The organism is Pararhizobium sp. LjRoot255 (genome assembly GCF_964252905.1).
Classification (GTDB): Bacteria; Pseudomonadota; Alphaproteobacteria; order Rhizobiales; family Rhizobiaceae; genus Pararhizobium.
Window position 1 is genome coordinate 387,100 of sequence record NZ_CAXUPQ020000001.1, and the last position, 26,300, is coordinate 413,399.

The window sequence follows — 26,300 nt, forward strand, 5'->3', positions numbered from 1 at the left end:
GGCTGCGGCGTGGCAGGAGACAGCAAGGAAGCCCTGCGAACGAATGTCGATGGCGAACACTCTTGGGGATAAGCCAAGCGAGCAACGAACTCAAGCTTATGGCCGGAAAAACGGCCCTTCTCCCCAGATTGCCACGGGCTGGCGCGTGATTGGACGCCGCAGACGGGGTGATTGCCGGAACGCCCGATCCTTCCTATATCTTTGCAGCAAATCAGGGAGACACCGATGAGCGACACCAGCACCTTGAAAATACTCAGGACCGATGAGGAATGGCGCGCGCAGCTGACGCCGGAACAGTACCGCATCACCCGTCAGCACGGCACCGAACGCGCTTTCTCGAGCCCGGATTTCGACTTGAGCAAGGAGGGTGTCTATCACTGCGTCTGCTGCAACCGGCCGCTCTATCGCTCGCAGGCAAAGTTCAATTCCGGTACCGGCTGGCCGAGCTTCTACGAACCGATCTCGCCCAACGCCGTGACGAAACATCACGACACGTCCTATGGGATGAGCCGGACGGAAATCCGCTGTGCCGATTGCGACGCGCATCTCGGCCACGTCTTCCCCGACGGCCCGCCGCCGACCGGCCTGCGCTACTGCATGAATGGAGTGGCCCTGACCTTCGAACAGGGGTGAATTTGCCCGCCGGGCGCGGCTCAGAACAGCGCCGCGCACATCACGATGGTAGCCTGGTGCTTTCAATGACAGTCTCCGGCGCGGACGGCAGGCCGAAGACATGGGCAAACAGGGCGTAAAGACAGAGCGCCAGCACGGCCAGCGCCATCAAGGGCACGAACAGGAAGACGAGGATGACCGACCAATTGCGGCCCGACGCCATCTCTTCGTCCGCCTCGGTCCAAAGCGGGACGCCCTTGTCATCGACGCCGTAGTCCGGGCGCTCACCTGAGATGTTGCGGTTTGCGGCATTGCGTGGCTCAGACATTCGCCCTCTTTCTCGGTGCGTCTCCACCGTTTTCACTCAAGAATGCATGTCTTTCGGCAAAAGTCTTTAATATTGCTAATACATTGCGTGGCCCTTACCACTACCCCAGGGGGCCTTTGCGGTTCCAGTCGAAAGATGGTTTTTCAACCCCTTGTTTTTTTCTTGCGGTTCGCCGTGAATACGTTTCCGGCCCGCTCCGTCTCAAATGAGAACACATGGCCGCCTGGCGGCGTACTGCAACAACGGAGGTGACCTTGAGACATGCGCTGTTGCTGACAGCAGCCCTTTTTTCAAGCTGGCCCGCCCTCGCCGCGGACGATTGGACGCGCTATTCCAATCCGCGCTTCGGATACAGCGCGGCCGTACCGCCGGCGTTCACGCGTCAGCAGGAAGCCGACAACGGCGATGGCGCGACCTTCCGCTCCGACGATGGGCGTTCCGAGCTTTTGATCTACGGCACGATGATCGAGGATGGGGAATTTGCCGGCGTGGCACGCAAGCGCATCGACGGGGACAGGGCTGAGGGATGGACGATCACCTATGACAAGGTGACAGAGGGCTGGGCGAGCTATTCCGGCTCGCGGGCGGCAGATGTTCTCTATGTCCGCGGCATCGCTCTCTGCGATGGAACCGCCGCCTATTTTCACCTTCGCTATCCGCGCGACGCGCTGAAAACGTTCAACGGCGTGATCGGCCGGATGGTGAAATCGCTGCGGCCCGCCACGGGATGCGATCAGGCGCCGCAGCAGGCTCCCGGCGCTGCGCCGAACTGACGTCCGGTGAGACAACGGCTCAGGCCGAAGCGCTGCTGATGCAGGTGAGAACGGCTGAATAGTGCACGGCGGACGCCGTTACCACGAAGCCGTGCCAGATGGCGTTCTGGAAGCGCAGCTTTTCCCAGACATGGAAGATCACGCCGCAGGAATAGATGATGCCGCCGATCAGGATGAGGATCAGCGTCGTTCCCGTCAGCTGCGACAGCAGCGGGCCGGCAGCAAACACGCCGCTCCAGCCCATGGCGAGATAAAGCAGGATCGCCACCTTGTCGAACCGGCCGGGAAAGACGCATTTGATCAAGACGCCGACAAAGGCGATCGCCCAGATGCCGATCAGCATGCCGAACAGATAGGGATCCTCCCAGCCGCGCTGCAGGAACGGCGTATAGGTGGCGGCGATCAATACGAAGATCGACGAATGGTCGAAGCGGCGCAGGAACCATTTCGTCTTCGACACGGGATAGAGATTGTAGAGGAAGGAGATCGACAGCGTCGCAACCAGCCCGGCGCCGTAGATCCAGGCAGCGACCAGCTGGCCGGACGTGCTCCAGAGGGTCGCATAGAAGATCATCGCCGTGACGCCGATCAGCGCAAAAGCAAGGCCGATCCCATGGACGACGCCATCGGCTATCAGCTCGGAGCGATCATAGTTCCAGTTGACGCCCTTGATTTCCACAGAGCCCCTCGACACTTCATTGCAATTCGGCTTCACGATGCTGCCAACAAATGCCCACCATGGTTCGCAGCACCATACCGCCACGACACGAGCGCGGCAGCCATACAATTTGACACACGCAGGCGAGCCAAAAAAGGGCAGGAAAGATCAATCTTTGCAACAGATCGACTTCTTGGCGACGAGCACGCGCGTTGTTCCCCTGGAAACTTGCGAAAGCATCGCTTTTCAGAGAATGAAACCCGCAAAGGCGTTCGGGGAGACCATGCATGGCATTGAAACGGCATATCGTACATCCAGGCCCCTTGCCTGCCGCCACGCCGCTTGCTGCCGCGCTTACCCTGCCGTTTCCTGCTCTTGCCCAGATCGATCCGAACGACGTAGCTATGCGACGCCGCCGCAGAATATCCGGACCTGCACACCGACAGAATGGTCGACATCACTAAAAATCAAGTATTTGATTATTATCCGTCTATCAGCGGAGTGAACGTAATGGCCAACAAAACGTCCAAGAAGTCGGCGAAGGTCGCGATGAAGGCCAGCGCCAAGCGGGTTGCTGCGGAGGCGCCCAAGCCCGAGAGGTCAGTCGCCAAGTCATCAGCCCGCAAGCCCACCAAGGCCGCGACGAAGGAGCTGCCGGCGCACCATGCAGTGCCCAAAGCCACCGCAACCAAGAGCAAGAGCCCCGCGGTGGCCGCGAAGCCGACCCTCCTCGCAGGCGGCAACCCTCAGATCGCGAAGGCCGACGGCGACGCCCCCGTGCAGGCCTACATCGCGGCCATGCCGGGCTGGAAAAGCGACGTCGGGCGCCGCCTCGACGCGCTCATCGTGCGCACCGTCTCCGGCGTGCGCAAGGCAGTCAAATGGAACTCGCCCTTCTATGGCGTCGAGGGCCAGGGCTGGTTCCTCAGCCTTCATTGCTTCACGAAATACGTCAAGGTGGCGTTCTTCCGCGGCACGTCGCTGCGTCCTCTCCCTCCCGGCGAGTCCAAGCACAAGGACGTGCGCTACCTCGACATCCATGAGGACGACCAGATCGACGAGGATCAGTTCGCCGCTTGGGTGAAGCAAGCCAGCCAACTGCCCGGCGAACGCATGTGAGCGGGAAGTCGCGAGGTGCATGCGTGGCGTGGGACCTGGTGCGTGCCCGGGGTCGAAGTACCCGAAATCGAGACGAGACCCAACATGATAAGCTGGTTCGACAAAGACCCTGATGGAAACGAGATGCGATGGTACCAAGTGCTGACTAACGATACTCAGTGACGGGCGCGCGACAACAACCATGATGGAAGCGACAACAGCCATGAGCGAACCGAAGGAAGCGAAAGGAGGCGATTCGCCCTCCCAGCTGATAGATGCGAGAATCAAGGAACTGAGTGATTGGCGGGGCGAGACGCTCGCTCGGGTCCGAATTCTCATCAAGCAGGCCGACCCCGACGTGGTCGAGGAGTGGAAGTGGCGAGGGGTTCCGGTGTGGTCGCACGCCGGGATGATCTGCACCGGTGAAACCTACAAGACCGCCGTGAAGCTGACCTTCGCCAAGGGCGCTTCGCTGGAGGACCCTTCAGGCCTCTTCAACTCCAGCCTCGAAGGCAACACCAGACGTGCCATCGATTTCCATGAGGGCGACAAGATTGACGAAAAGGCGTTGAAGGCGCTCATTCGCGCCGCCGTGGCGCTGAACACGTCGGTGCGATCTGCCACTCGCCCCGTCCGCTCTCAGAGGGGGCCGAAGAGCGCTTGAAAAGCGCCGGGAATGACTGCAAAGAGCCGGACGCGCAGCCGCTGGCGGCGACCGGCCGCACCTTCGCTGCCGTCACGTTTTCGTCTCAGCGATCGATCAGCACCGCGCATTTGCAATGGCTGGCGACGCGGCTTGCGGTGGAGCCGATGAAATAGTCGATCAGCCCCGGCCGGTGCGAGGCGATGATCACCAGGTCGCCCTCCATCTCTTCCGCAAAGGCGTTGATGATGCCGGCGGCGCCGCCGACGCGGATTTCGACGCGGCCCTTGACGCCATGTTTCCGCTTGAGATCGGTCAGCGTCTGGGCCGCATGCTTGCGCGATGCCTCGATCATTTCCAGCGGAAAGTCGACAATCATGTAGCCCTGCGCATAGGCATTCAGATCCTCGACCACATTCAGCAGGATGATTTCGCCGCCCTCGTCGAGCAGCGACTTGGCGCGCTCCAGGACCTTCTCACCGTGCTCCAGCTGGTCCATGGCAATCGGGACGATGATTCTCGAATACATGACTGTCTCCTCGGGTTCGCCGCGCCGGCAGAGAGGCAAGACGTCCTGCCTCATGGCCGCTGTTTTCACCAACCCTCGCTGCCTGGTGCGGATAGATAGAATATAGGTGTGAGTGGGAAAAAGTCACAACTACAGCGCCGCGCGTCAAGTATGACGCGCAAACGGCGCTGTAGCTCTTTAAAGTTGCTGCATAATTTGATCCTTAAATCGATTCCGATTTAAGGAATTATGCAGTAGCCATGCGGTCGCAGGCGATTGTCAACAGGCTGAGAACGGTACTTCCCCAATCCGCCCCCTTTCGTGCACGCCGCGCGCGCGCCATATAGTTCTGCAAGAGTTTCAAACGGGACGCGCCCATGGCCAGCTTCGACAGACGCACCTTCATGAAGTTGTCGGCGACAGCGCTGGCAACGGGAACGGCCTCAGCCAAGGCAGAAAGCATGACGATGACAGAGCACGCCTTAACACACGCCGTGCGCATGCCGGCCTATATCGATCACTCGCATCTGGTGGTGCGCGACTTGGCCATGGTGTCGTCGTGGTATCAACAGATCATGGGCCTGACGCCGATGGAAAAGACGGCGAGCGGCGAGACGCTCGGCGTTGCCGGACGGCCGCTTCTGACGCTGACGACCGAAGGCAATGCCGCCGTTGCGCCGCGCAACGCGCCCGGCCTCTTCCACACCGCCTTCCTCGTTCCGGATCGCACCGAGCTTGGCCGCTGGCTCGCCCATGTCGCCCACAACAACGTGCCGCTGCAGGGCGCGTCGGATCATCTGGTGAGCGAGGCGATCTATCTCGGCGACCCCGAAGGCAACGGCATCGAGGTCTATCGCGACCGCCCCCGCGAGGAATGGAACTATATCGAGGACGGCATGGTGAAAATGGCGACGCTGCCGCTCGACCTGCAGGCACTCTACGACGCGGCGCCGAAGGACAAATGGGAGGGCATGGCGGATGGGACGGCGATCGGCCATATCCACCTGCAGGTGTCGGACATTCCGCAGGCCAACGCCTTCTTCCGCGACGTGCTCGGGCTCGACCTGATGGCCACCTATCCCGGCGCCAGCTTCTTCGCCTCCGGCGAGTATCACCACCATGTCGGCGCCAACATCTGGAATTCGCGCGGTGCTCCGAAGCGGCAGGGCAACATGACCGGCCTTGCCGACTACACCGTGCATTTCAACGATCCGGCCAAGCTGCAGGCGGCAGTCGCCAAGCTCGACGAGTTGGAAATCCCGGTGACGCGCAACGGCGCCACCGTCTCGCTGATCGACCCGTGGGGCATCGGGCTGAAGCTGGTGGGGTAGCCTCAAGGCTGGAGCACGATGCCGAAAGTGTAAGCGCCTTGTCCAGCCACAAAATGCTCACCCGCGTCCGACGTCGCAGCATTCCAAGGCCGTCCAGATTCAGGATCCATCCGGCAGGACGGCACGACAATTATGAGCCCCAGGTCAGAGGTGAGCCGTGTCGCAGTTGGCGAGGGAATGGGGGACGAGAGGACGTTGGACATCCTGCCACCAAACGCCCCTTCGGGTTCGGCATCTCGTGCGATCCAGAACGTGTGGCGGACGGCGCATAGGCGTTGAGGTCAGCCGCCGCAGGCCGCCGCCCGTGCTAGCAGGAAGGCTCGTTCGCGTTCATTGCGGGTGAGCGCGGCCGCGCGCGCGAACTCTGCCCTGGCTTCGGTCAGCCGGCCCGCCCGGAACAGGAAGTCCCCCTTGGCTGCCGGCAGCGGGGCATAGTCGCGCAGGGTCCCCGCCTGCTCGATCGCCTTCACGAGCGCCAGACCTGCCTCCGGCCCGAAGGCCATGCTGTGGGCCACGGCCCGATTGAGATCGACGACCGGTGACGGCATCACCTCAAGCAGCGTGTCGTAGAGCGCGGCGATCCTCTGCCAGTCGGTCTCCTCAGCCTTGCGCGCCCTTGCGTGGCAGGCAGCGAGTGCTGCCTGCAGGGCGTAGGGTCCGCCCGCACCGCCGAGCGCTTCGGCACGCGCCAATGCAGCGAAACCCCGGCGGATCAGGAGCTGGTCCCAGCGGGTGCGGTTCTGTTGGGTCAGCGGAACGAGCGATCCGTCCGGCGCAATTCGGGCGCTGAGACGCGAGGCCTGGATTTCCATCAGCGCGAGGAGACCGAAAACCTCGGGCTCACCGGGCGCCAGCCCGGCGAGGATGCGGCCAAGGCGCTGGGCCTCGGCGCACAGGGCCGGACGGATCAGGTCCTCGCCGGCGGTGGCCGCATAGCCTTCGTTGAAGATCAGGTAGATCACCTCGAGCACCGAGGCGAGGCGTTCCCTTCGGTCCGGCCCGCGCGGCACTTCATAGGCCAGGCCGGCCTTGCCGAGCGTCTTCTTGGCCCGGACAATGCGCTGGGCGATGGTCGCTTCGCTGGAGAGGAAGGCGCGGGCGATCTCGTCCGTCGTCAGCCCGCCGATCAGGCGCAGCGTCAACGCCGCGCGCGCCTCGGGCGACAGCATCGGGTGGCAGGCGGTGAAGATCAGGCCCAGCAGTTCGTCGCCAAGATCGTCATCCATGGCAGCCTCGATATCCGCGACGGGATCGACACTTTCGCCCTCAAGGCCCCGGCCGATCTCGGCATGCTTGCGCGCCAACATTTTCTTGCGGCGGAACCCGTCGATGGCGCGGCGCTTGGCAGCGGCCATCAGCCAGGCGCCTGGATTTCTCGGAACCCCGGTCTTCGGCCATTCAGAGAGGGCGGCCACGAGGGCGTCCTGCGCCAGGTCTTCGGCCAAACCGACGTCCCGCACCATTCGGGCCAGGCCCGCGATGAGCCTGGCCTGTTCGATCCGGAAGACCGTCTCGATCGTCTGATGGGTTTCGGTCGCCGCCATGTTTCCCGCTTACGGGAGATGCGAGGGCGGCGTCAAGCGGCGGCGGCGACGGAGGCGGCGCGGCGTTAGAGCATGATGCCGAAAAGTGTAAGCGGCTTTCGGACGACATCATGCTCTACTTCTTCGATTCTAGAGCGGATTCAGATTTCAGGTCGATTCGACCTAAAATCATCCCGCTCTAATGGCCGGCCAGCTTCTCGCGCTGACGCTCCTCCTGTTCGGCGAGCTCCGGCGTCAGCGCATCGCCGAAGTCGGCGGCCTCGAACACCTGGCGGATCTCGAGTTCGCTCGGGCCCGGCATCGGATTGGGGCAACGCTTCGCCCATTCCACCGCCTCGGCCATGTCCTTCACTTCCCAGATCCAGAAGCCGGCGACCAGTTCGCGGGTCTCGGCGAAAGGCCCGTCAATAACGGTGCGGCCGGGGCCGTCGAACGCCACGCGCTTGCCTTTCGAGGAAGGATGCAGCCCCTCGCCCGCTAGCATGACGCCAGCATTGATCAGTTCCTCGTTGAACTTGCCCATCGCCTCAAGAAGTTCAGTCGAGGGCATGATTCCCGCTTCGCTCTCCTTCGTCGCTTTCACCATAACTATAACACGCATCGTCTTTCTCCTCTGGTTGACGGAGGCCATATCGACCTTCCTGCTCCTACGACGAACGAGTGTCGGGAAAATCGACATGCCGGTGAAATTTTTTTCGAGAAAAGTAGCGACGCAGCGGCAATGGGCTGCAGCCGGCGTCAAGGATCATTGCCCTCAGGGAAGGAATGCGGCTGCCGATGGCGCGGTCGGGCTCCAGTCCACGGAAGCCCGAACGTCTCCATTCAAACCGTTTTCTATTCGCTGAAGACCCCGCGTTTCTTCAGCTGACTGATGAATGCGGTGGCGATGCCGGTCAGAACAATGAGTGTTGCGAGGATGGACACATAACGGGCATCGGGGATCGGAACCGAGCCGGCAACGTGCTCGTAAATTTCCGCCAGCAGCAAGGTGATCAGTGCGGCCGATGCGGTTGAATAATCCTTGGCAATAACCCGCTTGAAATTGAAGTCCATGCCCTCGGTGGCCTGGGAAAATTTGCCGAAGCGCGGCAGCCAACGCGGGACATCGGCGCAGTAGACCTTGTAGCCTTCCCCGAATTTCCCCTTAAGGAACGCCTCTTCGGCGTAGACGATGCACTGGTACATGAAACCGAACAACAGGATACCGATGACAGTCACCACCGGGTCGCCATGCAGAAGGAAGACCGCGCTGTAGATCAGGACGTTGCCGACATACAACGGATTGCGGCAGATGCCGAACATGCCTTCGGTGACAAGATTTTTGGCGTAGACCTTCTTGTTCAGGCCGCCCCGCTGAATGTAGGCATAGCCGATAACGATCGCGCGGAACGCCAGCCCGGAAAATGCGATAAGCCATGCGACCATGTCCTTGGCATTTTCGAGCTGCTTGCTGCCAAACATTTCCGTTTCCGGCGCGGCGGAGAGAAACAGCCCGACGATAATGACGGGGAATAGCTGGTTTCGATACCGGAACAGAAAGTTGCCGATGGAGATCATCAAGGATTTCATTTTTTTCTCAGCTATTTGACCGCGATGATGCCGCAGAAATTGTACCAGCGGAAAAACACCTCGACGTGCTTGAACCCTGTTTCCCTGAGAAGCTGGATATTCTCTTCCAGTCGATAGGGGATGAGAACATTTTCCAGCGCTTCCCGTTTCTTGGATATCTCGATCTCCGAATATCCGTTTCGCCGCTTGAAATCGTAATAATGCTGGATGAACAGGCGATTGAAGGTCGTGTCTTCGCTCGTCAGCTTTTCGATCAGGACCACGCAGCCCTGTTCGTTCAAGCCGGAGTAGATCATCCTCATCATTCGCTCGCGGTAGAGTGGACGAATGAACTGAAGTGTCAGCAGCATCGTAACGACGCTGGCATTCTCCATATAAAGGCCCTTGTGCAAATCGGCCGTCTGCAGCTCGATCGGCCTTTGCGTCCCGGTCTGGGCGATCTTCTGCCGTGCCTTCTCAAGCATATCGGGGGCGTTGTCGACGCCAATGAACTTGACACTGGGATCCAGAACGGGATCGAGGGCCAGCAGCGTGGTCGCAGTCGAGCAGCCGATATCGTACAAGCGGGTATTGGGACTGGCAAAATCCAGCGCCAGTTCGCAGACCATCCGCTGCATTTCTTCGTAGTGCGGCACCGAGCGGCTGACCATGTCGTCAAACACGTCAGCCACCTTGGCATTGAAGGAAAAATCGCCGACCGGCGGCTCGTCCTGACCGAAGACAGTGTCCCTCCGCTCGGTCTCAAGGACAATATGCAGTGCTTTCTTCGTCATGTTGTCCACTCTCTCCCGACAGGCCCGGCACGGCCGCCTGGCCGCACAGATGACGGAGAGGAAACCACAAAGCTGACACCCACCTGAACGGCGAGCCTGAAGGGACGAGGGCCAATGAAACGATCCAGCATGCGAAAACGGCCGCCTGTCGTTCGACAAGCGGCCGCTTCCGGTTGTTTCAGCTGTGAGTGGCCGCTCAGGCCGCGTAGCGGGTACGCAGCTGCGAATGCGACACGCGGCTTGCTTCCTCCAGCTTGAAGCGGGCAAGCAGGGTCTGGAGCTGGCGGCTCTCGTCGGCGAGCGTCTCGCTGGCGGCCGTCGTCTCCTCGACCATGGCGGCGTTCTTCTGCGTCATCTGGTCCATGTGGTTGACCGAGGTGTTGATTTCGGCAAGCGCGGTTGCCTGTTCGCGCGCCGCGGTCGCGATGCTGTCCACATGGTCGTTGACGCGCAGGACGAGCTTCTCGATTTCCAGCAGGGCATCGCCCGTTGCCCGCACCAGCGAGACGCCGCCCTCGACTTCCGAGGCAGACGCGCTGATCAGCGTCTTGATTTCCTTGGCGGCATTGGCGGAGCGTTGCGCCAGTTCGCGCACTTCCTGGGCGACGACGGCAAAACCGCGTCCGGCTTCACCGGCGCGAGCCGCCTCGACACCGGCGTTGAGGGCAAGCAGGTTGGTCTGGAAGGCGATCTCGTCGATGACGCCGATGATCTGGCTGATCCGGCTCGACGAACCCTCGATGCGGCTCATGGCGCTGACGGCGCTGCGGACGATCTCGCCCGACTTGCCGGCGCTCTCCTTGGTTTCGCGCACCATGTCGCGGGCTTCGTTGGCGCGCGACGAGGAGGCGCGGACGGTCGCGGTGATCTCGTCCAATGCCGCGGCGGTTTCCTCAAGCGCTGCGGCCTGCTGCTCGGTGCGCTTGGAGAGGTCGTTGGCGGCCGAGCTCAGTTCGGCGGAACTTTCCTTGATCGTGCCGGCAGCCCCGCGCACATTTTGCATGGTCAGGCGCAACGTCACCATCGTCGTATTGACGTTCTGCTGCAGCTCGGCGAAGGCGCCGTGGAACTGCCCTTCCATGTTCTGCGACAGATCGGCGTCGGCAAGAGCGGCGATGACCCGGCGCACTTCGGCGACGGCGTTGTCGATACTGTCGACCAGTTCGTTGACGCTGCCTGCGAAGCGGTTGAGATCGTCGTTCTGGTAGTCCTTGCCGATACGGCCGGTGAAATCGCCGGCGACCGCTGCGGCAACCACGGCGCTGATGCTCGACTGCAGATCGCTGCTGAGCGCATGAAGTGCTGCCTCCTGCGCCTTCATGTCGCGCATCGCCAGCGCGTTGCGGCGGAAGACTTCGACGGCGCGCGCCATTTCGCCGATCTCGTCCTTGCGGCCGGCATCCGTGCCGGTGCTGTCGAGGTTGCCTTCGGCAAGGCGGCTCATGGCGGCCGTCAGGCTGCGCACAGGTGCGGCGATCCCCCGGCGGGCAACGAGCAGGCTGACCACCGCACCAAAGACGATGCAGGCCGCGGCCGACGCTACGGCGATGACGAGTGCGAGCGACGAGGACTTGAGAGCGTCGGCGCGGGCCGTGGCGAGCGCTTCGCCCGAATAGGTGCTGTATTCCTTGACCGCGCTGGTGACGGTCTTTTGGGCGGCGAGCGCCTTGTCGAGCCCCGCCTTGATCGCAGCACCATCCTGGCTGTCCTTTTCGGCCACATCCACCATGGCGCGGATTTCGCCGAAGTAAGTTTCGAGCGTCGAGCGGATCGTCTGCAGTTGCTTGAGTTCGGTTTGGTCGGCGGTCGCTTCGATCTTCGGCAGGCGCTCGAGCATTTCGTTGGAGCGCTTCTCCGTTTCCGCGCGGAAATCGGCCGCCTTTTCAGGCTGGGCGGCGAGCTGGTAGGTCATGCGGCTGATGGCGATGATATCGACGCGCAGGTCCATCGCCTCGCGGGCAACTTCCTCTTTCTCGCCGACCGACACGATGGCCTGCTCCAGCGCTGAAATACCCTTCGCGCCGACGAAGGCGATGACCAGCGACGAGAGCCCCATGACGAACACGACGAGGCCGATCTTCTGGAGAATGGAGAGATTGCGAAAGGTCATGACTGAACTCCGGCAGGGCGAACGCCCGCAAGCTGAACGAAAAAGGGAGGTTCAAGGCATGATGCCTCTGACAGAGCGCACGGGGAAACGACATCGCGCCTGAGGCGCAATCTGAAGGAATTGCGCTAACGTACGGTTAAAGCTTTCCTATGTGAATTGCGGCCGACAACCGCAAACGGCCACAATATACGACAGCCTGGGGCATACCCCTCTGTGACTTCGTGACATCTCCCGCTCAACTGCAGGGCAATTGCATTGGACTCCCTCTTCTCCCCCGCGGGGAGAAGAGGCAGCAAGCCGTAAATCCATATGTGATAGCCCCGCCCTCAACCGGGGGAGATCGGCGCAAGGAGGCCGCCCATGCCGATCTCTGCAACAGCGCGCGCTTTTTCCTTGAACCTTGCGCACCCGGCCTCTATCTCCGGTGTACACCCCTCGCATTTTTCCCGGAGTCATCCTTGTCCATATTCAAGAATCTGCCCGCCGCTCCCGTTGCTTCAAAAAAACCGGTGACCGATACCCGCCATGGCATCACCCGCACGGACGACTATGGGTGGCTGCGCGCCGACAACTGGCAGGCGATGTTCAAGGATCCCTCGATCCTCGACCCGGAAATCCGCAAGCACCTGGAGGACGAGAACGCCTATATGAAGGCGGCGATGGCCGATACCGAAGCGCTGCAGAAGACGCTGTTTGCCGAGATGAAGGGCCGCATCAAGGAAGACGACAGTTCCGTGCCGATGAAGGACGGACCGTTTGCCTATGGCACCTTCTTCGTCACCGGCGGCGAGCAACCCCGTTATTTCCGCATCCCCCGCGATGGCGGCGAACGGACGGTCCTTCTCGACGGCGACAAGGAGGGCGACGGCAAGGCCTATTTTCGCCTCGCCGGCATCGACCACTCGACCGACCACAGCCGCGGCCTCTGGGGCTATGACGACAAGGGCTCGGAATATTACACGCTGCGCGTCCGCGACCTCTCAACGGGCGAGGACATGGCCGACGTCATCGAAAACACCGGCGGCGGCGGCGCCTGGGCGCCGGATGGCAAGAGCTTCTTCTATACCGTGCTTGACGATAACCACCGGCCGTCAAAGATCTTTCATCACATCATCGGCACGCCGCAGAGCGACGACCGCCTGGTCTACGAGGAGGAGGATCCTGGCTTCTTCATGGGCGTCGGCGGCTCGATGCTCGACGATTTCATCTACATCGACATCCACGACCACGAAACCAGCGAATACTGGCTGCTGCCGACCTCCGACCTGACGGGCAAGCCGCATCTGGTATCGGCGCGCGAAACCGGGCTCGAATATTCGCTGACCGAGGGCGGCGACGTCTTCTACATCCTGACCAACGCCGACGGTGCCAAGGATTTCAAGATCATGCAGACGCCGGTTGACAAACCTGGCCGCGAAAACTGGACCGACGTCGTACCGCACACGTCGGGCCGGTTGATCCTCTCGCACATGGCCTTTGCCCGCCATCTCGTCTGGCTGGAGCGGGAAAACGGCCTGCCGCAGATCAAGATCCGCGACCGCAGGAGCGGTGAGGAACACGCCATCGCCTTCGCAGAGGAAGCCTATTCGCTCGGGCTTTCCGGTGCCGGCGAATACGACACCGATGTCATCCGCTTCTCCTATTCGTCGATGACGACGCCGAGCCAGCTCTACGACTACAACATGGCGACGCGCGAGCGCACGCTCCTGAAGACGCAGGAGGTGCCGTCCGGCCACAATGCGGAGGACTACGTCACCCGCCGCGTCATGGCGCCGTCATGGGACGGCGTCGAAGTTCCGGTCACCCTGCTCTATCGCAAGGACGTGGCCCTCGACGGCTCGGCGCCCTGCCTGCTGTATGGCTATGGCGCCTATGGCATCAGCATCCCGGCAGGCTTCAACACCAATTGCCTGTCGCTCGTCGATCGCGGCTTCGTCTTTGCCATCGCCCATATCCGCGGCGGCAAGGACAAGGGCTTCCAGTGGTACGAAGACGGCAAGATGGGCAAGAAGACCAACACCTTCAAGGACTTCATCGCGGCGGCCGACTATCTGAATCAACAGAAGTTCACCTCCTACACAAACATCGTTGCCGAAGGCGGCTCGGCCGGCGGCATGCTGATGGGCGCCATCGCCAACATGGCGCCGGAGAAGTTCAAGGGCATCATCGCCGCCGTCCCCTTCGTCGACGTCTTGAACACCATGCTCGACGACACGCTGCCACTCACTCCGCCGGAATGGCCGGAATGGGGCAACCCGATCGAGAGCAAGACGGCCTATGAGCGCATGGCGGCCTACAGCCCTTATGACAACGTTTCGGCCAGGCCCTACCCGGCCATCCTGGCGCTCGGCGGCCTCACCGATCCGCGCGTTACCTATTGGGAGCCGGCCAAATGGGTGGCCAAGCTGCGCGAAAAGACGACCGGCTCCCAGCCGATCCTGATGAAGACCAACATGGACGCCGGCCACGGCGGCGCGTCGGGACGATTCCAGCGGCTGGAGGAGATCGCGTTCGAATATGCCTTTGCGATCAAGGTGGCGGGGAAGATGTAGGCGTCCGCATCAAGGCCTCATAGTCCCGGCTTCCCGACAGAATGTTCGTGATGCGGATGGTCTCCTTTTGAACGACGTAGAGCATGACGATACGACGCTCGAAGACAGCCATCCGCAATCCCGGCCAGATGTCAGGACGCTCCACATGGGCAAGTGGCGCGATACCGATCTCTTCGCATTTCCTTCGGATGCGTCGCACATAGTTCAGCGCGGTGTCACTACTGCCGCTTTTTTCCAGAACTACGAGAAGATCATGCGCAAATCCGCCTGAGCGGTTTTTCTGAAAACCACTTTGTGCGGTTTCATCAATGGCGATGTTCTTCGGCTAGTTTTTCCAGCCAATCATCCATCTCGTCCATACTGATGTCCGCAGAGCCATCCCCCAGCGACCCGGCAATTTTCGATCGGATCGATACCAGCCTGAGCTCATCGTCACTTTCACGTTGAAGCAACAGTTCCACGGCCTCCTGCAGCACATCACTGGTGGAGGCATAGCCGCCAGCCTTCACCCGGCTCTCAATAGAGTCCACCATCTCGGACGGCAATGATATCTTCAATATCTCGTTCATGGCCGATCTCCAAACCCGACAGTCAAAGTAAGGCGAGCGTGGCAAGTTGGCAATTCTTCAGCAGCAATTTCGGGAACGGATTGCGGCAGCTTGTGAGCAGACCGAGGCCGCATCCGGCAGTACGGCCTGATCAAAAAGCACCGCCTGGGGCCTGCGCTGCTTGATTGGCAAGGGCGCCTCTCCGCATTAATCTGCACCCGACATAGTAATGGAAAGAGAGAACACATGCCCGTCCACATCGCCCTTCTGCGCGCCGTCAATGTCGGCGGAACCGGCAAATTGGCGATGAGCGACCTCAAAGCGCTTTGTGAGAAGGTCGGCTTCTCGGACGTCAAAACCTATATCCAGAGTGGCAATGTGCTCTTCCGCTCGGACCTTCCGGCGGCTGAGGCGGCCAAGATTCTCGATGCGGCGCTCGCCAAATTCCTGGGCAAGGCGCCGGGCGTGATGGTGCGCAGCCGCAGCCAACTGGAAATGATCGCGAAGAACAATCCCTTTCCGGATGCCAAACCGAACTACCTGATGGTCAACTTCCTGCCGGAGAAGGCGCCTGCGGATGCGCTCGACAAACTCGTCGCGCCGGATGGCGAGGAGGTGCACGTGGCGGGCCGCGAGATCTACGTGCATTACCCGAACGGCTCCGGCCGCTCGAAACTGAAACTGCCGGCGCTGAAGCACGCAACATCGCGCAATCTCAACACGGTGCGAACACTGGCGGAACTTGCAACGGAGATGGAAGGCGCCGGCGGCTGAGAGACGATGTTGTCCCGGCGCCCGGCTCTCAGGCGCTGCGGACCAGATGGGAAATTGCAGCGCCTGCCCGGCAACAGACGATGGAAGGCGAAATCCGCAAAGAAGCGTTTGCGAAAACCCTTAAAATCTTAATTGTTTCTTTCATCTTTCTAACATTAGAGATCGGTAACATTCCCTCTTAATTGCCAGTCCATATAGAGGGGGTAGCTATGCGGCGGCCGTTCAAAGCGTACATCGATCATTTCCTTGGTGACGAATCGGGTAATTTTGCCACGCTGACTGCTATTGCATTCGTTCCGGTCATCGGAGCCGCTGCTGTGGTGATTGATCTTGGAGCCGCCTACGTCGAAGCGGCGAAACTGCAAGCGGCGCTGGACAGCGCGGCCCTTTCGGCAGTCCGGTCCTTCGGGGAAGGTTCCAGCGAAGACGAAACGACCAAGGAAGCAAGTGACATCTTCTTTGGCAATTTCACTGTTCCGGCGAATTCCGAGCCGCTGCCCGAGGAAGACGGCTTGTCGAGTTTCAGCCTGACGCTCGCTCACAGCGCCTTTGAGGATACGGCAACCGCGGCCTACGGTTTCAACTACAAACCCATGTTCCTGGAGCGGCTTCCCTTCGAAATCAGCAAACGCGCCATTGCCGCCCGGGTGCCTGGAATAGAAGCATGCATCCTTGCCCTGCACCCGACCCGATACAGGTCATTCGAGGTCAGCGGCAGCGCGGATATCGATATGAGCGGCTGTACCATCACGGCAAACTCCACCGACGCACAGGCGATCTATGTCGGCGGCTCGGGCAAGCTGAAAGCCGAGTGCCTTTATTCTGCCGGCGGCATATCGATCGATCCCGATGCGGTGCAACTGGCCTGTGCGGAACCGCATGAGAAATCGTCAAGGGTTCCGGATCCCTTCAAGTACAAGAAACTGCCGCCGGCCAGTTCGTGGACCAGTCTCTCGGGCTGCGGCCAGAATTTCGTCGGCGGCGGTGGCGGCAATGGAAATTGCAACGGCACGGGACGGACCCCGAACGGAAACACTGCCGGTTATGTCGTCACCTTGAAGCCGGGAACCTATGGCAGCCTTGACCTCAAGGGCAAGATAAATCTCGAGCCAGGCTCCTACATCATCGATGGCGGCTCCCTGCAATTGACCAGCCAATCGGTGGTGACCGGTCACGGTGTCACGTTTTTCCTGATGAACGGCGCCAGTCTCCTCATTCACGGCGGCGCCACATTCGATATCTCGCCATCGCTCTTGGGAGACTGGGCCGGATTTTCGATCGTGGCAGAGCATGGAAACACGGAATCAGCCGTGATCAACGGCAACAGCTCGTCCTCGCTGACCGGGATCGTCTACATGCCGGACACGCAGGAGATCCAGTATTCCGGAAACGGCGCCACGGGCGGAGAGTGCATTCGCCTGGTCGCACAGGAGATCACCCTGACCGGAAACAGCTATTTTAAGATGGATTGCGACCCGGAGCTGGCAAATACCACAATCAACAACCCGGGTGCGATCCGCCTCGTGCAATGACAAAGACGCGGCAATGCCGGCCTCTCGGCATCGAGGGGCCGGACCGCACGCTCGGCGTGACGCCGACACGCAAGCCCTGAACAATCAGGTACACGCGGCATGACCCATCGAACAGCGGCGGAAAACAAGGCCTTGCAATGCAAGCCCGCACGCACGATATCCGGCTCACCAACCGTCAGCGGATGGGATATCATCGGCAGCCGCTGACCGAGACGGTATTCGGTGGAGATCAGGAAGCATGGACCATAGCCAACCGAAATCCGAGAGAACCGCCGCGATTGCACCGATCCCCTTCGACAACAGCTATGCGCGGCTGCCGGAGCGGTTTTTCGCGCGCGTCCATCCGACGCCGGTGGTGGAACCGTGGCTGATCAAGTTCAACCGGCCGCTGGCTGAAGAGCTTGGCCTTGATGCGGATGCGCTGGAGCGCGATGGAGCTGCGATCTTTTCCGGCAACAGTGTTCCCGAAGGCGCCGAGCCGCTGGGCATGGCCTATGCCGGTCACCAGTTCGGCCAGTTCGTACCGCTGCTCGGCGACGGGCGGGCGATCCTGCTCGGCGAGGTGATCGACAAGAACGGCGTGCGCCGCGACATCCAGCTCAAGGGTGCCGGCAAGACGCCCTATTCACGCCGCGGCGACGGACGCGCGGCGCTCGGACCGGTGCTGCGGGAATATATCGTCAGCGAGGCGATGCATGCGCTCGGCATTCCGGCAACCCGGGCGCTGGCGGCCGTCGTCACCGGCGAGCCGGTCTATCGCGAGCGGGTGCTGCCTGGTGCTATCTTCACCCGCGTCGCGGCAAGCCATATCCGCGTCGGCACCTTCCAGTTTTTCGCCGCGCGCGGTGACGCCGAAGGCGTCAGGACGCTGGCCGACTATGTGATCGACCGGCACTATCCGGAGATCAAGGGACAGGAGCGCCCCTATCTGGCGCTGCTTGAGACCGTCGCCGAGCGGCAGGCTTCGCTGATTGCCCGCTGGCTGCATATCGGCTTCATCCATGGGGTGATGAACACCGACAATTGCGCCGTCTCCGGCGAGACGGTCGATTTCGGCCCCTGCGCCTTTCTCGACGCCTATGATCCGGCCAAGGTGTTCTCCTCGATCGACCAGGGCGGGCGCTATGCCTATGCCAGCCAGCCGGCGATCGGCCAATGGAACCTGGCGCGGCTGGCCGAAACGCTGTTGCCGCTGTTCGACCCGGACGCTTCCGAGGCCGTCAATCTCGCCAATGACGTGATCGCCGGTTATGGCCCACGCTTCCAGACCCATTGGCTCACCGGCATGAAGGCCAAGATCGGCCTGACGCAAGACGAAGATGGCGACCTCGATCTCGTCCAGGGCCTGCTGTCGCTGATGAAGGAGGGACAGGCGGATTTCACCCTGACCTTCCGGCGGCTTGCCGACGCGGCCGAAAGCGAAGCGCCACAGGAGGCGTTTACAATGAGCTTCAGCGACCCGGCGGCAGTAACGCCCTGGCTTGCCGACTGGCGCGCCCGGCTGGCGCGCGAGGCGCAGACGTCGCAACAACGGGCACAGGCGATGCGGCTGGTCAATCCGGCCTATATTCCGCGTAACCATCGGATCGAGCAGGCCATCCGCGCTGCCGAGGACGAAGGCGATTTCTCGCTGTTCGAGGCGCTGTTGAAGGTCCTTGCGAAGCCCTACGAGGATCAGCAGGGCTTTTCAGCCTATGCCGCGCCGCCAACGCCCTCCGAGGAAGTGGTGAGGACGTTCTGCGGCACGTGATGCCCATGTGGAAAGCCTATTCCCAGTCCGTGCTTCCGGTTGCCGCGCAGCCATAGGGCGGCAGACGATCGCGGAAATTCGCCTTCAACTGGGCGCATCCCCATTTGCGCAAGGGTTCCGGCATGCGGCTGTTCAGCTCGATGCCGACTTCGTCCAGCGGGTCGCTGGTATTGGTGACATAGATCCACCAGCGCCCGCCGATCACCGCGACAACGGCAACAACTGCAACCAAAAGCACAAACAGCAATCTCTTCATATCAGCCTCGTTGTGAATCACGATGCCGACGATTTACTGCATAACTTTCAAAATCGGAATCGATTTAAGGCGTTATGCGGCTGTTTCAAAGTGCTACAGCATCCTTTACACCTCATACGGCGCGGCGCTGCAGCCTATTTCGGATCGCGGCCAAAATCCTTCCGCAATTCGCCCTTGGCGTCTTCCAGAACCTTCTTCTGCTTCTTCGGCAAGTTCTTGCCGGCCCGGTTGATGTAGAAATTCAGCATCGACATGGCGGATCGAAACGGGTTCGATTTGCGCCGGTCGCTCTCCTCGGCCGAATGCTTCAGGGATCGCGCGATTTCTTCGGGATCATGCGACCGGAACACGTCCTTTTCCAGATCCAGGGCGTTGCTGGTCTCGGTCACGTGCCTGGACCATTTCTTCTGCTTTTTTTTCGGCATTGTCCGCTCCTTCGATCGTTTCGAAGAAAACCGGCAAGCGCCCTGGCTTGTTCCATCGATGCCCATGGTACACGGCAGTATGAGACCCCTCTGTCACTTCGTGACATCTCGGAGATGTTCGCCGGTTTACGAGACGGGCGCGGGAGAAATATCCCCGGCTGGTCCGTCACGCCATGGCGGCGATCAACTTGCCGACCTCGGCGAAGACCGGCTCGAGTTTCTTCACCGGCTTCGTCGCTTCGGCGATATAGACGGACGCCAGGATCGTGTGCCCCTCGCGCGGCCGCATGAAGCCGACATCGCCCGCTTCCCCATGGCCGCTGGTGCCGGTTTTCTCGCCGATCGTCCAGTTGGCGGGAAGCCCCGCCCTCAGCCGCCGGTCGCCCGTCCTGTTGGCGACGAGCCAGGCGGCGAACTGGTCGCGGGATGGCGGCGAAAGCACGTCTTCGAGCAGCAGTTTTCCAAGCGTGCGCATCATCGCAACCGGCGTCGTCGTATCGCGTGGATCGCCCGGCTTCGCCTCGTTGAGGGCGGGTTCGGTCCGGTCGAGCCGCGTCGTTCCGTCGCCGATCGACCGCAGCCAGGCTGTCAACCCGTCCGGTCCGCCGAAACTCGCCAGAATGAGGTTGGCGGCGGCATTGTCGCTGTAAGTGACGGCGGCGTCGCAGAGCTCGCCGACCGTCATTGCGTCGCCGACGTGTTTTTCGGCGACCGGCGAGTGGGCGTGGAGGTCGGTCTTCGCAACGGTAACGCGCCGGGCGAGCGTCTCCTCACCCTTGTCGACGCGTGCCAGCACGAAGGCGGCGGCCAGCGCCTTGAAGGTCGAGCACATGGCAAAGCGCTCGTCCTGGCGATGACCGAAGGAGGTGTTGCTCTTCGTATCGAGGATGCAAACGCCAAGACGGCCGCCGGTACGCTTTTCCAGCGCCGCAAGCTGCTTGTCGATATCGTTTCCCGCGGAAAAGGCAGGACCGGCAACAAGGCCGGCGCCAAGACCGGCACCAAGGCCAGCCATGGGCAGAAGCAGACCGGAACCGATGATGAAGGAGCGACGTTTGAGCGTGAATGGCATGCGGTGGGTTCTCCCAGGAATGGACGTGACTGCGACAGTAACCACTTGATAAGAATGACGAATATTAGCCATTCATCAGTAGTTGGCGCTGTCGCCGTTGATGACCGGTAAGCAGCGAATGTGGCTGCTCTTTGCTGGAAAGATGGCGCATGCCGATCTTGTTTCGACCATAAAAATTAACAGCGGCACGATTTCCGGTTGACAAAAATGCGGAAAAGACGAAATTGCCCGCCATGATCAGAACCGCAAACATCGCCCGTTGGTATTTTACGCTGCTCCCATAGGTGCGGCTGACTGATCTCGTTCAACAAGCCGCCATCAGGCGGCTTTTGTTTTTGGACGGCACCTGATGGCGGGAAAGCCATTCAGGAGCCTTAAAATGCTGCAGACCGCCATCCCGACACATCATGCCCATCCGGCCACGCGCGCGCCGATGGTGACGATCCGCGCCGTCAGGAGCCGCGACCTTACCGCGCTCAGCGAAATGATCGCCGAGCTTGCCGCCCATCACGGCGACGCCGCTGCCGTCACCCCGGAAAATCTGGAACGCGACCTGTTCGGCCGCATGCCGTGGATCACCGCGCTGGTCGCCGAAGCCGCGGGCGAACTCATCGGTTACGCCATCCTCGTGCCGCTCTACCGCGCCCAGCAGGGCGCGCGCGGCATGGAACTGCACCAGCTCTACGTCCGCCCGGCCCACCGCGGCACCGGCATCGGCCGCCATCTCGTCGCAAAGGCCCGCGAGCATGCCCGCATGGCAGGCGCCACCTACCTCTCCGTCAGCGCCGCCACCGGCAATTTCCAGGCGCACCGCTTCTACGAATCGGAGAATTTCACACCCGGCCCGGTGACCGGCATGCGCTATCTGCAGACGCTGGCGTGAGGGAGCGAAAGCCGGCATGCGGTTCTCGGAGCAACATCTTCCGCCGCTCGCTCCCAGGAATAACAGCGCTGATTTATACACATCGATGTGTATAAAATCAGCGCCTGCTGAGCTCCCGATGTTATCACCGCGCTGAGAAAAGACGGCGGGTTCGAGGTGGCGAGAAAAGGCAGCCATGTCCAGTTCAAGCATGCGGACAAGCCGGGTCGCGTAACGGTTCCTCATCCCAAGCGCGACATTCCTGTCGGAACGCGCAAAAGCATCGAAAAGCAAGCCGGCCTAAAACTGAGGTAGCTCCATGCGTCATTACATCGGACTGATCCATAAGGATACTGACAGCGACTACGGCGTCTCTTTCCCCGATTTTCCAGGCGTGATCTCGGCGGGGACCGATCTTGACGATGCCCGACGCATGGCGGAGGAAGCGCTGACATTGCATCTCGAAGGCCTCATCGAGGACGGGGGTGCGATTGTGGAACCCTCCAGCCTTGAAACCGTGATGGCTGACCCGGACAATAGGAAATGTGTTGCCATTCTCGTCGGGTTCAAGACAGACACGAAGAAGGCGGTGCGCGTGAACGTGACGCTGCCGGAAGACGTTCTACGACAAATCGACCGTTTCGCAGAGGCGAACGGGCTGACGCGATCAGGGTTCATCGCGCGCGCGGCGCTTCACGAGATCAACCGCAGCGACGCAGCCTGACGGGAACCGGGCATGTCCCCGGCTGCAAAGCCATTGCGAAATTTTAAGGCGACGACACCGTCAAAAGCCGGCTCAAGCCGCTTTCGACGCGGCCTTTGCCAATACCTCCGCCGCCCACTGGTTGAGGCTTTTGCCGGAGAGTTCCGCCGCCTTGGCTGCCTGGGCATGCACTTCCGGATCGACCCGGAACATCATCTTGCCGGAATAGGGCTTCTGCGGGTTCTTGCCGATCTTCGCACAGGTTTCGACATAGTCGTCCACCGCCTCATGAAACGCAGCCTTCAGGTCTGCCACCGTGTCAGCGTGAAAACCGATGCCATCGGTGATGCCCGCAAGCTTTCCGAAGAAAATCTCGTCCTCAGCGTCATATTCGATACGGGCTGCATAGCCCTTGTAGGACATAATATTCATGGCTTTACTCCTATACGAAGCAGCAAGTCCCGCGCCGCGCGCACGTGATAGCGCTTGGCTTCCTTCGCTGGATGCGGACGGTGAAAACTCTCCACCTCAGTAGCGAAGGAAAATCTTACACGCGACCCGTTGCCCTCGATGACGGTACATCCGACAGCGACAAGAAGGCTTTCGATGTCTGCCCAGTCGATCGTTCCGGATACCGGTTCCTTGAAGATCGTGGCAAGCGTCTTCCTGTGCTTGCTGTTCATGCTATCACTTTAATGAACGATAGCAGAAAATGCAAGCATCTACTGCCGCGCCGGCACCGCCTTCAGATACGCCGCGATCGCCTCGCGGTCGCCTGCCGGCAGTCTGGCGATGTTCTTCTGCACCTCGACCATCGAGCCGCCGACCGAATCGAAATCGGGCGTGAAGCCGGTTTCGAGGTAGTTGACGATATCGCTCTCGCTCCATCCGCCGATGCTCTTCGAGCCGGGCGTGATGTTGGGAATGCGGCCTTGACCTTCCGGGTTTGGCGCACCGGCCAGCCACCGGTCGGCCTCGAAGCCGCCGAGGGCATTGCGCGGGGTGTGGCATTCGCCGCAATGGCCGGGGCCTTCAACCAGATACTGGCCGCGGGCGAGCTTCGGATTGCCGGTGTCGACCGTCACCCGCGGCTTGTCGGTGAAGAACAGGAGTTTCCAGCCGCCGAGGACCACGCGGATATCGTAAGGAAACGGCAGTTCGTGCGGTGGCGCAATATTGGCGCTCTTCGGCAGGGTCTTCATGAAACCCCAGAGGTCGTTGATGTCCTTGTGCGGCAGCCGGGCATAGGAGCCATAGGGAAAGGACGGATAGAGATGTTCGCCGTTCCTGCCGACGCCGCGTGTCATCGCATTGCCGAAATCGGCGAGCGTCCAGCTGCCGATGCCGGCGGTTTCGTCCGGGGAGATATTGGGAACATGGAAGGTGCCGAACGGGCTCTTCAGCGGCAGCCCGCCTGCAAGCACCAGCCTGGCATCGCCTTCCGACTTCGGCACTGCATGGCAACTGGTGCACCCGCCCGCCCAGAAGACCTGTTCGCCATTGGCAAGATCCGGTTCGCCGAGGCTTTCCCAATGGGCGGCCGGCCAGGGCTCGGGTTTCATCAGGAACCAGGCGACACCACCGGTCATCGCGCCGAACAGCACCACCGCCGATACCAGTCTGCGAACCTGTGCGCCCATAAACCCCGCCCCCTGCTTTATCCGGAAAACACATTTGGCGCGCCAGACTCAGGCCCGGCGCGCCAAAGGATTATATATTGTGGGGGACGCGACCCGCCGCCTCATTTCTTGAGGCGATAGGTCTCGTGACAGTCGCCGCAATTCTTGCCGATAGCGCCGAGCGCTGCGCCGACAGCGGCCTGGTCGGCGGGAAGCTGCGCGAGTGTCGCATCGACATCCGTGCCAAGCTTGGCGGCCTTGGCCTTGAAGTCCGCCATGTTTTCCCAGATCTTCGGGCTGGCTTCCGATTCCATTCCGGTTTCCGATCCGTCCGGGAACTGATCGGCGAAGGCCTTGACGTTTTTGCTGATCGTTTCCAGCGACGCCGTGACCACGGCGCCGTCATAGGGTTTTTCCCCCTTGGCGATGGCGACAAGCGCGCCCATCGACCGGCCGACCCCCTTCATCAGCCCCTGGCGGACCTCCTGCGGCTCGCCAGCCGCCATGACGGCAGTCATTCCACAGCCCGCCATGGCAAGGGCAACAAATACGGTTCTCAGCTTCATGTCATTCTCCCGGTCCGACGAAGCCGCGGCAGGTCCTGGCGCGGCCAATCCTATCAATGCGCCGGCATGATTGCATTTTGCGTTCCCGAAGGAAGTAACATTTTTTTGAGACCGAGTTTACGACGGGCTGCAACAGATTGAATTAACAGGAGTTTTTTACTCAAGATTTCCGCGCGGCACCTCCCTATGCCGCGGACGTCCAGCCCTGCCAGGCGGTCAGAGCCGCCACGACGATCAGCACCAGACCAACCGATTTGCCGACTAGCGCCGTCGCGCGCGGGCTGGCGACCAGCATGTCGCGGCTGCGCCCGGCAGCAAGTGCAAGGCTGCCATAGACCGCCAGTTGGGTGACCGAGATCATGATCGCCATGATCAGCGCCTGCGACCACAAAGGACCGAACTGCGGTTTCAGAAACTGCGGATAGACGGCCAGCATGAACAGGTAGGCCTTGGGATTGAGAATGCTCGTCAATGCCCCGCGGCAAAAACTCGTCCAGCGCGACAGCCGGGCGCCCGGCTCGACCGAGCCGATGGCGATACTGCTTCTCACGAGAGACAAGCCGATCCAGGCGATATAGGCGGCACCGAGCAGGAGCAGCACGTTGAAAAGTTGCGGCACCATATGCAGGAGCAGGCCGACGCCGAGCGCCGCGTAGAGCGTATGGAAGACACCGCCTGCCATGATGCCCGCCGTCGCCGTCAGGCCCGACGCCCGGCCGCCCGTCAGCGCATTGGCCATGACGAAAACCATGTCCATGCCGGGAACAATGATGATACCGAAAAGAAGGGTGAAGAAGAGGCAGAGATTTTCCGCATAGGTCATGTCAGTTGTCCGTCTATCAAGAGATGTGAGCGATTGGCGCAGTGTTTGTTTTTCAAGCACTTGCGGACGTGCTATAGCGTCACCCAACTGACAGGGTTCTGTCAGGAGCGTTTCGTGGCATGAGGAAAACCATGCGCAAGGCATCGCGACTGTTCGAGATCATCCAGATCCTGCGGCTGGCAACGAAGCCGGTGACCGCGGCACAAATCGCCGAGAACCTCGAAGTCACCGTCCGCTCGATCTACCGCGACATCGCAGCGCTTCAGGCGATGCGGGTGCCGATCGAGGGCGGGCGCGGCATCGGCTATATCTTGAGGCCCGGCTTCGACCTGCCGCCACTGATGTTTTCGATCGAGGAGACGGAGGCGATCGTGCTGGCGCTGGCGCTTCTGGAGCGCACCGGCGACGAGGAACTCAAGGACGCTGCCAAACGCGTCAACCAGAAGATCGCCGGCGCCATGCCCGCGCCGCTCAGGCAAGCCATGCGCTCCAACGCGCTGCATGCCTGGGGCACGATTGCGCCGCCGCCCTCGGGGCTCGACCTCGCGATGGTGCGCCGGGCAATCCGCGACGAGCAGAAACTGCGCATCGACTATCGCGACGAATTCGGAAGGCCAAGCCAGCGCACCATCCGGCCGCTGGCGCTGATCTATTATTCCGCGACCGCCGTAGTGGTCGCCTGGTGCGATTTGCGCACCGACATCCGCAATTTCCGGGCCGACCGGGTGGAACGTTGCGCGGCGACGGATAGTTATTTTCGCGGCGAAGGCGACGGCTTGCGCGATCTGTGGATCAGGGGATGGCAGGTGAACAGTGCGGCGCCAATGGAGTTGGATGCCGCGGGATCAGAGGCTTGATAGACCGCCCGTGG

Annotated in this window: 31 protein-coding genes; 14 read left to right on the plus strand and 17 right to left on the minus strand. The window is 61.2% G+C overall.

All coding sequences use genetic code 11. The features are described 5' to 3' along the window. The first annotated feature begins 225 nt into the window (after positions 1 to 225). The gene (gene msrB, locus ACSQ2W_RS01975) at positions 226 to 633 is read left to right on the plus strand and encodes a peptide-methionine (R)-S-oxide reductase MsrB (RefSeq protein WP_436084728.1); all 408 of its coding nucleotides are present in this window, start codon (positions 226 to 228) and stop codon (positions 631 to 633) included. A 40-nt stretch (positions 634 to 673) separates the two neighbouring features. Here msrB and ACSQ2W_RS01980 read toward each other — a convergent pair whose 3' ends face one another. Then, positions 674 to 940 (minus strand): hypothetical protein, encoded by a 267-nt coding sequence (locus ACSQ2W_RS01980; protein ID WP_436084729.1) that lies wholly within the window; start codon positions 938 to 940, stop codon positions 674 to 676. 254 nt (positions 941 to 1,194) lie between these two features. Between ACSQ2W_RS01980 and ACSQ2W_RS01985 the strand changes: the two genes are divergently transcribed. Further along, positions 1,195 to 1,713, plus strand: a complete 519-nt coding sequence (locus ACSQ2W_RS01985; RefSeq protein ID WP_436084730.1) for a hypothetical protein — start codon at positions 1,195 to 1,197, stop codon at positions 1,711 to 1,713. Between the two features lie 19 nt (positions 1,714 to 1,732). On the opposite strand, the gene trhA is transcribed toward ACSQ2W_RS01985, so the two are convergent. Then, positions 1,733 to 2,392, minus strand: coding sequence for a PAQR family membrane homeostasis protein TrhA (gene trhA / locus ACSQ2W_RS01990; RefSeq protein WP_436084731.1), 660 nt, complete (start codon positions 2,390 to 2,392; stop codon positions 1,733 to 1,735). A gap of 489 nt (positions 2,393 to 2,881) precedes the next feature. Here trhA and ACSQ2W_RS01995 point away from each other — a divergent pair, with 489 nt between their 5' ends. Both ACSQ2W_RS01995 and ACSQ2W_RS02000 read left to right on the plus strand, forming a co-directional pair. Beyond that, positions 2,882 to 3,490 (plus strand): DUF1801 domain-containing protein, encoded by a 609-nt coding sequence (locus ACSQ2W_RS01995; RefSeq protein ID WP_436084732.1) that lies wholly within the window; start codon positions 2,882 to 2,884, stop codon positions 3,488 to 3,490. 181 nt (positions 3,491 to 3,671) lie between these two features. Then, positions 3,672 to 4,133 (plus strand): DUF1801 domain-containing protein, encoded by a 462-nt coding sequence (locus tag ACSQ2W_RS02000; protein ID WP_436084733.1) that lies wholly within the window; start codon positions 3,672 to 3,674, stop codon positions 4,131 to 4,133. An 85-nt stretch (positions 4,134 to 4,218) separates the two neighbouring features. Here ACSQ2W_RS02000 and ACSQ2W_RS02005 read toward each other — a convergent pair whose 3' ends face one another. Then, entirely contained in the window at positions 4,219 to 4,641 is a 423-nt protein-coding gene (locus tag ACSQ2W_RS02005; RefSeq protein ID WP_436084734.1) for a universal stress protein, read from the minus strand. Between the two features lie 440 nt (positions 4,642 to 5,081). Here ACSQ2W_RS02005 and ACSQ2W_RS02010 point away from each other — a divergent pair, with 440 nt between their 5' ends. Further along, positions 5,082 to 5,951, plus strand: coding sequence for a VOC family protein (locus ACSQ2W_RS02010; RefSeq protein ID WP_436087650.1), 870 nt, complete (start codon positions 5,082 to 5,084; stop codon positions 5,949 to 5,951). Positions 5,952 to 6,232: 281 nt separating this feature from the next. On the opposite strand, the gene ACSQ2W_RS02015 is transcribed toward ACSQ2W_RS02010, so the two are convergent. The 5 genes from ACSQ2W_RS02015 to ACSQ2W_RS02035 form a co-directional block, all read right to left on the minus strand. Further along, complete coding sequence (locus ACSQ2W_RS02015; protein WP_436084735.1) at positions 6,233 to 7,495, minus strand: RNA polymerase sigma factor; 1,263 nt, start codon at positions 7,493 to 7,495, stop codon at positions 6,233 to 6,235. A 178-nt stretch (positions 7,496 to 7,673) separates the two neighbouring features. Then, positions 7,674 to 8,096 (minus strand): YciI family protein, encoded by a 423-nt coding sequence (locus ACSQ2W_RS02020; protein WP_436084736.1) that lies wholly within the window; start codon positions 8,094 to 8,096, stop codon positions 7,674 to 7,676. A gap of 233 nt (positions 8,097 to 8,329) precedes the next feature. Further along, entirely contained in the window at positions 8,330 to 9,064 is a 735-nt protein-coding gene (locus ACSQ2W_RS02025; RefSeq protein WP_436084737.1) for a methyltransferase family protein, read from the minus strand. Between the two features lie 11 nt (positions 9,065 to 9,075). Then, on the minus strand, positions 9,076 to 9,837 hold the full coding sequence (gene cmoA, locus ACSQ2W_RS02030) for a carboxy-S-adenosyl-L-methionine synthase CmoA (RefSeq protein ID WP_436084738.1): 762 nt from the start codon (positions 9,835 to 9,837) through the stop codon (positions 9,076 to 9,078). Positions 9,838 to 10,033: 196 nt separating this feature from the next. Further along, positions 10,034 to 11,947, minus strand: a complete 1,914-nt coding sequence (locus ACSQ2W_RS02035; protein WP_436084739.1) for a methyl-accepting chemotaxis protein — start codon at positions 11,945 to 11,947, stop codon at positions 10,034 to 10,036. A gap of 458 nt (positions 11,948 to 12,405) precedes the next feature. On the opposite strand from ACSQ2W_RS02035, the gene ACSQ2W_RS02040 reads away from it, so the two are divergent. Both ACSQ2W_RS02040 and ACSQ2W_RS02045 read left to right on the plus strand, forming a co-directional pair. Beyond that, a complete protein-coding gene (locus ACSQ2W_RS02040) occupies positions 12,406 to 14,499 on the plus strand; it encodes a S9 family peptidase (RefSeq protein ID WP_436084740.1) in 2,094 nt (697 codons plus the stop codon). 67 nt (positions 14,500 to 14,566) lie between these two features. Further along, complete coding sequence (locus ACSQ2W_RS02045; protein ID WP_436084741.1) at positions 14,567 to 14,770, plus strand: hypothetical protein; 204 nt, start codon at positions 14,567 to 14,569, stop codon at positions 14,768 to 14,770. 34 nt (positions 14,771 to 14,804) lie between these two features. Here ACSQ2W_RS02045 and ACSQ2W_RS02050 read toward each other — a convergent pair whose 3' ends face one another. Then, a complete protein-coding gene (locus tag ACSQ2W_RS02050) occupies positions 14,805 to 15,068 on the minus strand; it encodes a ribbon-helix-helix domain-containing protein (protein WP_436084742.1) in 264 nt (87 codons plus the stop codon). 225 nt (positions 15,069 to 15,293) lie between these two features. Here ACSQ2W_RS02050 and ACSQ2W_RS02055 point away from each other — a divergent pair, with 225 nt between their 5' ends. The 3 genes from ACSQ2W_RS02055 (at position 15,294) to ACSQ2W_RS02065 (ending at position 19,103) form a co-directional block, all read left to right on the plus strand. Continuing rightward, positions 15,294 to 15,821, plus strand: coding sequence for a DUF1697 domain-containing protein (locus tag ACSQ2W_RS02055; RefSeq protein ID WP_436084743.1), 528 nt, complete (start codon positions 15,294 to 15,296; stop codon positions 15,819 to 15,821). Between the two features lie 209 nt (positions 15,822 to 16,030). Beyond that, positions 16,031 to 17,353 carry a pilus assembly protein TadG-related protein gene (locus ACSQ2W_RS02060; RefSeq protein ID WP_436084744.1) on the plus strand — a complete coding sequence of 441 codons (1,323 nt, stop codon included), beginning with the start codon at positions 16,031 to 16,033 and terminating at the stop codon, positions 17,351 to 17,353. Between the two features lie 238 nt (positions 17,354 to 17,591). Beyond that, the gene (locus tag ACSQ2W_RS02065) at positions 17,592 to 19,103 is read left to right on the plus strand and encodes a protein adenylyltransferase SelO (RefSeq protein WP_436084745.1); all 1,512 of its coding nucleotides are present in this window, start codon (positions 17,592 to 17,594) and stop codon (positions 19,101 to 19,103) included. A 16-nt stretch (positions 19,104 to 19,119) separates the two neighbouring features. On the opposite strand, the gene ACSQ2W_RS02070 is transcribed toward ACSQ2W_RS02065, so the two are convergent. The 3 genes from ACSQ2W_RS02070 to bla form a co-directional block, all read right to left on the minus strand. Continuing rightward, positions 19,120 to 19,359 (minus strand): hypothetical protein, encoded by a 240-nt coding sequence (locus tag ACSQ2W_RS02070; RefSeq protein WP_436084746.1) that lies wholly within the window; start codon positions 19,357 to 19,359, stop codon positions 19,120 to 19,122. 134 nt (positions 19,360 to 19,493) lie between these two features. Further along, on the minus strand, positions 19,494 to 19,784 hold the full coding sequence (locus ACSQ2W_RS02075; RefSeq protein ID WP_436084747.1) for a DUF3175 domain-containing protein: 291 nt from the start codon (positions 19,782 to 19,784) through the stop codon (positions 19,494 to 19,496). A 166-nt stretch (positions 19,785 to 19,950) separates the two neighbouring features. Further along, entirely contained in the window at positions 19,951 to 20,856 is a 906-nt protein-coding gene (bla, locus tag ACSQ2W_RS02080) for a class A beta-lactamase (protein ID WP_436084748.1), read from the minus strand. A gap of 379 nt (positions 20,857 to 21,235) precedes the next feature. On the opposite strand from bla, the gene ACSQ2W_RS02085 reads away from it, so the two are divergent. From ACSQ2W_RS02085 to ACSQ2W_RS02095, 3 genes are all read left to right on the plus strand, one after another. Continuing rightward, positions 21,236 to 21,739: an N-acetyltransferase family protein gene (locus ACSQ2W_RS02085; RefSeq protein WP_436084749.1), complete on the plus strand. Its 504-nt coding sequence runs from the start codon at positions 21,236 to 21,238 to the stop codon at positions 21,737 to 21,739. A 123-nt stretch (positions 21,740 to 21,862) separates the two neighbouring features. Beyond that, positions 21,863 to 22,033, plus strand: a complete 171-nt coding sequence (locus tag ACSQ2W_RS02090) for a type II toxin-antitoxin system HicA family toxin (RefSeq protein ID WP_436087651.1) — start codon at positions 21,863 to 21,865, stop codon at positions 22,031 to 22,033. 4 nt (positions 22,034 to 22,037) lie between these two features. Further along, on the plus strand, positions 22,038 to 22,442 hold the full coding sequence (locus tag ACSQ2W_RS02095; protein ID WP_436084750.1) for a type II toxin-antitoxin system HicB family antitoxin: 405 nt from the start codon (positions 22,038 to 22,040) through the stop codon (positions 22,440 to 22,442). Between the two features lie 72 nt (positions 22,443 to 22,514). Here ACSQ2W_RS02095 and ACSQ2W_RS02100 read toward each other — a convergent pair whose 3' ends face one another. The 5 genes from ACSQ2W_RS02100 to ACSQ2W_RS02120 all read right to left on the minus strand — a co-directional run bounded on the left by ACSQ2W_RS02100 (position 22,515) and on the right by ACSQ2W_RS02120 (position 25,429). Continuing rightward, entirely contained in the window at positions 22,515 to 22,853 is a 339-nt protein-coding gene (locus ACSQ2W_RS02100) for a type II toxin-antitoxin system HicB family antitoxin (protein ID WP_436084751.1), read from the minus strand. Then, positions 22,850 to 23,104 carry a type II toxin-antitoxin system HicA family toxin gene (locus tag ACSQ2W_RS02105; RefSeq protein WP_436084752.1) on the minus strand — a complete coding sequence of 85 codons (255 nt, stop codon included), beginning with the start codon at positions 23,102 to 23,104 and terminating at the stop codon, positions 22,850 to 22,852. The genes ACSQ2W_RS02100 and ACSQ2W_RS02105 overlap by 4 nt, the downstream gene beginning before the upstream one ends. A 39-nt stretch (positions 23,105 to 23,143) precedes the next feature. Further along, a complete protein-coding gene (locus ACSQ2W_RS02110; RefSeq protein ID WP_436084753.1) occupies positions 23,144 to 24,061 on the minus strand; it encodes a c-type cytochrome in 918 nt (305 codons plus the stop codon). Between the two features lie 101 nt (positions 24,062 to 24,162). Next, positions 24,163 to 24,606 (minus strand): c-type cytochrome, encoded by a 444-nt coding sequence (locus ACSQ2W_RS02115; protein WP_436084754.1) that lies wholly within the window; start codon positions 24,604 to 24,606, stop codon positions 24,163 to 24,165. Between the two features lie 184 nt (positions 24,607 to 24,790). Then, on the minus strand, positions 24,791 to 25,429 hold the full coding sequence (locus ACSQ2W_RS02120) for a LysE family translocator (RefSeq protein ID WP_436084755.1): 639 nt from the start codon (positions 25,427 to 25,429) through the stop codon (positions 24,791 to 24,793). A gap of 131 nt (positions 25,430 to 25,560) precedes the next feature. Between ACSQ2W_RS02120 and ACSQ2W_RS02125 the strand changes: the two genes are divergently transcribed. Continuing rightward, positions 25,561 to 26,286 (plus strand): helix-turn-helix transcriptional regulator, encoded by a 726-nt coding sequence (locus ACSQ2W_RS02125; protein WP_436087652.1) that lies wholly within the window; start codon positions 25,561 to 25,563, stop codon positions 26,284 to 26,286. The last annotated feature ends 14 nt before the right edge of the window (positions 26,287 to 26,300 follow it).